Raw genomic sequence first — 6591 nt, 5'->3', positions numbered from 1 at the left:
TGGGGTGAGGAGGGTGGGTGGGGGGGGTGCGGCCCCGACCCCCAGTCCGCGGGGCTCGAATTGGAGATTGTGGAAACCCCCGCGCCGCCGCGCCCCCCCCCCCCCGCCGAAACGCCGCCCGAGCGCCGAATTCGGATGCAGCCGCGCGCGTTTGCGCTCGGCGAGACTGAGCCAGCTCCCAATATTCGACGCCGAGGCAAAGCGGAATTCGCTCGGCACGAGCCAAAGACAGACCTCGCCGGGCGCCGGTGGTTCGTGGATCTGCACGCGCGACTTCGCGAGATCGTAATAGCGCCACGGAATTTCCGTGGCGTCGAGCTGGGGGATGCGGTCGGTGGGAGGCATGCGCGCCGGAATAGTCCGCGTTCAGGGACAAACCGATATTTTCGGGGCTCGTACCTTATGGGACGCTTAGGAAACTGAAAGCCGTCGCAATTCGAAACGATCCAGCGTACGGGTCATCCCCGAGTTGAGCTTTCATCAACGCTCCCCTCAAAAATCCTCGATTCCTCCCCGCGCGAAGCCCGCCGCAGAATGCCTCCATCCTCAACGTAACGCAAAGGACTGGAGTCAATGGAAAAGAATCTCTTCATCGGCGAGGGCTTCGAAGGGCCGGGCGTCAATCTCGCCCATATCAACGTGCTGGTCGGCCCGCGTAACGGTCCGGCCGGGCAGGCCTTCGCGACCGCGCTCGCGACGCCGTCCGCCGGTCACGCGCCCTTCGTCGTGACCGCGCAGCCCGGCGTGCCGACCAAGCCGCTCACGCTCTACGTCAACAAGGCGCAGATCGACGGCGACTTCCACGGCAACGCGACCTGGGGCGCGTCGCAGACGGGCATCGCGAAGGCCGTCGCCGAATCGCTCGAAAACGGCACGCTGCCGCCCGAAGCCGAGAACGACTGGGTCGTCGTGTCGGCGAACTGGGTCAATCCCAAGACCGACGATCTCGACGCCGTCTTCGAGAACAACTATCGCGCGTGCAAGAACGCGATCGTCGCCGCAATGGAAGGTCTGCCGCGCAAGGACGCCATGTTCAAGGCCGCGCGCGACGTTTCGAATCCGTTCTACACGCCGAAGAAGTGAGGAGTTTCCGTCAATGGAATACGTGCGTCTCGGCCAATCCGGCCTGAAGGTTTCGCGCCTGTGCCTCGGCACGATGAACATGGGCACGCCGCAATGGAAGCCGTGGATTTTCGATGAAGCGCAAAGCGAGCCGATCGTGCGCCACGCGCTCGATGCGGGCGTCAACTTCATCGATCTCGCCGATTTTTACTCGACGGGCGTCGGCGAGGAAGTCGTCGGCCGCATTCTGAAGCGTCTCGCCAAGCGCGAGGAAGTCGTCGTGACGACGAAAGTCGGCTACGACATGGCGAGCTACCCGAACGCGGGCGGCCATTCGCGCAAGCACATCATGGACGGCATCGACGGGTCGCTGAAGCGTCTCGGCATGGATTACGTCGATATCTACATGCTGCATTACTTCGACGTGAACACGCCCGTCGAAGAGACGATGGGCGCGTTCGACGACATCGTGCGCGCGGGCAAGGCGCGCTACATCGGCGAATCGACGATGTACACCTGGCAGTTCGCGAAGATCATGCAGGCGTGCGAGCGCCACGGCTGGCACAAGCCGATCAACATGCAGTTGCAGTTGAACGTCGCGTATCGCGAGGAAGAGCGCGAGATGGTGCCGTATTGCATCGATCAGGGCGTCGGGGTGTCCGTGTTCAGCCCGCTCGCGCGCGGTCGCTTGACATCCGGCGCCAAGTCCACGCGCAATCGGACGGACTTCTTCACCGCGCAGATGTACGGCGATCGCGCGTCGCAGGAGATCGGGGCATCGGTCGCGCGTGTCGCGGCGCGGCGCGGCGCGGCGTGCAAACTGATGCTCGCCAACCGCAACACGCTCGCCGAATTGCTCACACGCGAACAAGGCAAGCCGCTCGCCGAAGCGCTCGGCGAAGCCGCCTACGCGGCGAGCTTCTTCGAGTGGTTCGCCGAAGAAGCGAAGCGCAGCTACGGCGACATCATCCCCAGCCTGAAGCCGAACTCGAAGATCGTCGTCACGCGCGAGCCGGTGGGCGTCGTCGCGGCCATCACGCCGTGGAACTTCCCGCTCGCGATGATCACGCGCAAAGCCGGCCCCGCGCTCGCCGCGGGTTGCACGATGGTGCTGAAGCCATCGGAAGAGACGCCGCTTTCGGCATTCGCGCTCGCGGTGCTCGCCGAGGAAGCCGGCATTCCGGCGGGCGTGTTCAACATTGTTTCGGGCGATGCCGCCGTCATCGGTCAGGTGCTTACCGAACCGCCCGACGTGCGCAAGCTGTCGTTCACCGGACAGACGCGCGTCGGCAAGCTGCTCGCGAAGCCATCGGCGGATACGCTCAAGAAGCTGTCGCTGGAACTCGGCGGCAATGCGCCCTTCATCGTGTTCGATGACGCCGATATCGACGCTGCCGTGCAAGGCGCGATGGCATCGAAGTTTCGCAACACCGGACAGACGTGCGTGTGCGTCAATCGCTTCTGCGTGCAGGACGGCTTCTACGAGGCATTCACGCGAGCCTTGACGCGAGCGGTGCACAGTTGCGCGCAGGAAACGGGCTCGAAGGCGAGTTCGATCAGGGACCGCTCATCAACGCGGCCGCGCTGAAGAAGGTGCAGACCCATGTCGCCGATGCCGTCAGCAAAGGTGCGAAGGTTCTGACGGGCGGCAAGCCTCACGCTCGGCGGCACGTTTTACGAGCCGACCGTGCTCGCGGACGCCACGCCTTCCATGCTGATCGCCGATGAAGAAACCTTTGGCCCCGTCGCCGCATGCTTCCGTCGAGATGATGCCTTCGTTGATGCCGACCATGCCGCTTTCCAGCGCTTCCGCGACGCGCCACGCGCGGCCCAGATCGCGCGTGTAGAAATATGCGGAGAGGCCGAAGGGCGTGTCGTTTGCCGCGTCGATCACGTCTTCTTCCGTCTTGAAGCGGAAGCAGAGTCCGCACCGGGGTAACGCTGGGCTTGGATGCAACTCGCCATGGCGGGTTTTCATTCGAGGCCAGATCTCAGATCATATCCGGGTGCACGACGCAAACCGCCCCGGTTCTCCTTCGCTTGGCTCTTGGCTGGCTCCTGGAAATCGGAGCCTTTCAGGAGCACCTCATGGCGAAAATCAAACTTGCCAAGACCGCGGTTGAAGCTGCACAACCAACGAACTGCGACGTGGAGCTCCGGGACACGGTCGTTCCGGCTTCTTGTGCAAGGTTATCAGCCGCACGAAGCCGCTGGTGCGTCTGATCCTCAACCGGATCGGTCGTCGCCTGACCGAATCGCCTGAAGGCAGCGACGGTATCGGTCATCGCGGATGCCACGCAGCGCCTTAATGCGCATGGCTTCGGTCAGAACAGCCGCAGTCATGGTGAGTCGCGGAAGTCTGATTTCCTGGCTAGCGCCAGTACAGAATCACCCTCCCGCCGCATGAAGAAAGATTTGATTGAAAAGAGACGTCCATTCGGTTCGTTCAGTAAGCGGCATAGCAGAGTCGACAGGTGTTATCTGCACGCCCTGAAACGGAGAAGCAACTTTTCGATTGGTAGGCACATAATCGCGGCTTGCAAGGATCTTTTGCGCATCCACAGACAGAAGATAGTCGTACAACAGAAGCCCTGCCGCTGGATGAGGCGCGTGCTTGAGCAGCGCGACGCCATTGGCCCGCGCGGCCGCCGGCTGCAACAGGAACCAGTCGATAGGCGCGCCCTTGCGCTTGGCCTGAGCGGGCATGTAGTTATAAACCTCGAGCGCCATCGGCACTTCGCCAGCCGCCACCAGATTATTCAACAAGGAATTCCCCGTGCGCGCCGATACGCCATTCCGAGCGACGAGTTCCTGAAAGAAAGCGATCCCCTTCTCGCGCCCCATCTGCGATGCAACCGTCGCAAACCAGTCGGAACTCTTCGCTTCGATGCCCAGCTTGCCCTTCCATTCCGACCGCAGCAAATCCGCATACGAAGCGGGTAACTCCGACTTCTTGATCAGATGCGTGTTATACGCTTGCACCCACACCGAAAGCATCGTCGCCGCCCACTGACGATGTTCGGGAATGGTCTCGGGCATCAGGTCAGCAAGCGCGGGCGACATGACAGGCTGCAGCAGCTTCTCGCGCCTTAGCGCATCCAGATAAGACGAGCCGGTATGCACTGCGTCGGGAATATATCGATGGCCCTGTGCTTCGGCTACGACGCGCTGAACGACCTGCTCGTCGCCGGCACGCCAGATATCGACCTGAATGCCGAACTTGTCCTGAAACGGATCGATCAGGGGCGCAATATCCGGTTGCGCTATCGACGTATAGAAGTTCAATTGCCCTTCGGCTTTGGCCGCAGCAAGAATTCTTGCTTCCCGGTCAGGCCCTGTGTAGCTGGTCAATGCCAGGTTGGGCGAAACCGTATCGCTTGCGTCTACATCGAACGGCAGGCCCATCGCGCTCAGCGCGATCCAAAGCCCGGCCGCCTTCGTCACGGTACGTCTCGTCGTCATTTCGTCCCCATCTTATGTGTCTTGCTCTTCAGGAATGAACTCGGACGGTGGCGAAGTTATTGCGCCAAACACGGTCGAGGCGACTCAGCAGGTCGTCCGGTAGCGGCCCCATTCCGGAGACGGCCGAAAGCTCCTCGAGCTGTGCGAGCGATGAAAATCCGCCCAGTGCAGTCGTCACTCCGGTGTGTCCGAGCACGAATCGAAAAGCGGCTTGCGCCAGACTGATTCCGAGTTCACGCGCCACGAACTGAACCTGCGCTGCCTGTTGCTGCAGCCCACTCGCTCGCTCTCCGTAGGCCGCCGTGCTGCGCGCAAGCCGGTGACGCTCCAGTCCGTGAACACTGTCGTCGGTGAGAAATCCACGGGCGAGAACGCTGTACGCTGCCGCGCCGCAACTGGCATCGCGTGCGAAATCCAGCACTGCGCCTCCGTCCTTTTCGACCTCGAGACCTTCGGGACACACTATTCCCGGCGTCGGGTTGAGCATCGTATAGCTGACGTTGATCATGCTGAACACGCCGGTATCGAGCAATTGCCTGACCGGATCGATGTCGTTACCACGGCAGACAAAGCCGACATACCGCACCTTGCCGGCCTGCACGAGGCTCTGCAGACCCTCGAGAGCGCCATTCGGTCCCGTGAAATGATCGATGCCAAGCGTCGCGTAGTAATCGCCCTGCAGCGGCGCTGCACCGAATACCGGCCCATTGTGAATCTGTAGAACGTCGAGGTGATCGACCTGAAGCCTGCGTAACGTCGCTTCGGTAGACCGCACCACGTGTCCAGCCACATCGTCCAGATCTCGCGCGCGTATCTCGACTTTCGAGTTCAGTACGGGGCGCGCCTCGAGACGCTTCAATACCTTGCCGAGGTTCTCTTCGGCGAGGCCGTTGCCGTAATCCGGTGCGGTGTCGAAATACGTGACGCCGAGATCGAGCGCTCGCTCGACGACAACCAGCTGCTCGTCGAAATCTCCCCGGACCATCAAGCCCGCATTGCCGCCGCAACCGAAACCGATCTCCGACACCGTGAGGTCGGAAGCCCCTACCTGTCTGTATTTCATCTGCTGGATTCCCACACCGCGTGCGTCGCGGCCGTCGTGAGGCGTTCATTCATTGCGGGCGAGGACATGGTCGTCTCCTTCATGTGTGGAAACCAGAGTATTTTTCGAGCATCGTTCTGTCAAGCGGCACAAATTCTGTTAGCCGGAACACCTATAATGCGCTATAAATCCATCCATGCAAGGAGACGACCATGCAAATCGCAACCGGCACGACAACATCCGAGCGCGATGACGACATACCGCTCGACGCTCACATCGAAGGCACCGACGACAGTGCGGACAAGCCGCGCGCCCGAATCGAAGCGGTCGAACGGGCACTGGCGCTCCTTCAATGCTTTCGACAACCGGGCGAAATCCTGACGCTTGCCGTTCTTGCGCAGCGCTCCGGCTTTTACAAAAGCACGATCTTGCGCATGGCGGCCTCGCTGGTCTACATGGGCTTCCTGCAGCGCGATCCACGCGGACGCTATCTGCTGGGACCCGAGTTGCGCCGGCTGGGCGCATTGAGTCCGGCTCAGGTCAATCTGGAGGACCTTGTGCGGCCCGAGCTTCACAAACTCTCTTCATTTACGCGCGAAACAGCGTCGTTCTATGTACGGGATGGCAAGGACCGCATCTGTCTCTATCGCGTGAACTCCTCGCGTTCCGCGCGGCATCACCTGGATGAAGGATCGCGTCATCCCCTCAAAAGCGGTGCAGCCGGCAAGGTGCTGTGGGCTTTCGATCCTTCCGCAACCGATGAAGCGTCGGCGACGATCCGTACGCGCGGGTGGGTGGTATCGAAAGGCGAACGCGACCCCGATCTCGCCGCGATCGCCGTCCCTCTTCTCAACGAGGGCGGTGAACTTCTTGGCGCGCTGACGGTGTCGGGGCTGCTGACGCGGTTCACCACCGACGAAATCAAAACGTATCGAAAGCGGCTGCTCGACGTCGCTGCAGCGCTTAAACCTCGCCTGCCTCCCCGAAACGTTCTCGACGCTGTCTAGATGCCCTACAACCCCGCG

At 61.6% G+C, this 6591-nt stretch carries 4 protein-coding genes and 3 pseudogenes; 3 read left to right on the top strand and 4 right to left on the bottom strand.

What is annotated here, in order from left to right:
• Positions 1–345, bottom strand: a pseudogene (locus tag NCS28_RS24275) (hypothetical protein); the annotation flags it as partial.
• Positions 346–573: 228 nt separating this feature from the next.
• Between NCS28_RS24275 and fae the strand changes: the two are divergent.
• Together fae and NCS28_RS33555 are read left to right on the top strand one after the other, a co-directional pair.
• On the top strand, positions 574–1083 hold the full coding sequence (gene fae, locus NCS28_RS24270; RefSeq protein ID WP_250516323.1) for a formaldehyde-activating enzyme: 510 nt from the start codon (positions 574–576) through the stop codon (positions 1081–1083).
• A gap of 13 nt (positions 1084–1096) precedes the next feature.
• A pseudogene (locus tag NCS28_RS33555) lies at positions 1097–2824 on the top strand (aldehyde dehydrogenase family protein); the annotation flags it as partial.
• Here the strand turns inward: NCS28_RS33555 and NCS28_RS24260 are convergent.
• From NCS28_RS24260 to NCS28_RS24250, 3 genes and pseudogenes are all read right to left on the bottom strand, one after another.
• Positions 2813–3040, bottom strand: a pseudogene (locus NCS28_RS24260) (aldehyde dehydrogenase family protein); the annotation flags it as partial. The pseudogenes NCS28_RS33555 and NCS28_RS24260 overlap by 12 nt on opposite strands.
• 410 nt (positions 3041–3450) lie before the next feature.
• Positions 3451–4506, bottom strand: a complete 1056-nt coding sequence (locus NCS28_RS24255) for an ABC transporter substrate-binding protein (RefSeq protein ID WP_250516322.1) — start codon at positions 4504–4506, stop codon at positions 3451–3453.
• 46 nt (positions 4507–4552) lie between these two features.
• Complete coding sequence (locus tag NCS28_RS24250) at positions 4553–5587, bottom strand: aldo/keto reductase (protein WP_250516321.1); 1035 nt, start codon at positions 5585–5587, stop codon at positions 4553–4555.
• Positions 5588–5778: 191 nt separating this feature from the next.
• On the opposite strand from NCS28_RS24250, the gene NCS28_RS24245 reads away from it, so the two are divergent.
• Entirely contained in the window at positions 5779–6573 is a 795-nt protein-coding gene (locus NCS28_RS24245; protein WP_250516320.1) for an IclR family transcriptional regulator, read from the top strand.
• Positions 6574–6591 lie beyond the last annotated feature (18 nt).

The organism is Caballeronia sp. INDeC2 (assembly GCF_023631325.1).
Lineage (GTDB): Bacteria > Pseudomonadota > Gammaproteobacteria > Burkholderiales > Burkholderiaceae > Caballeronia.
This window is presented reverse-complemented; position numbering and strand designations above follow the sequence as displayed.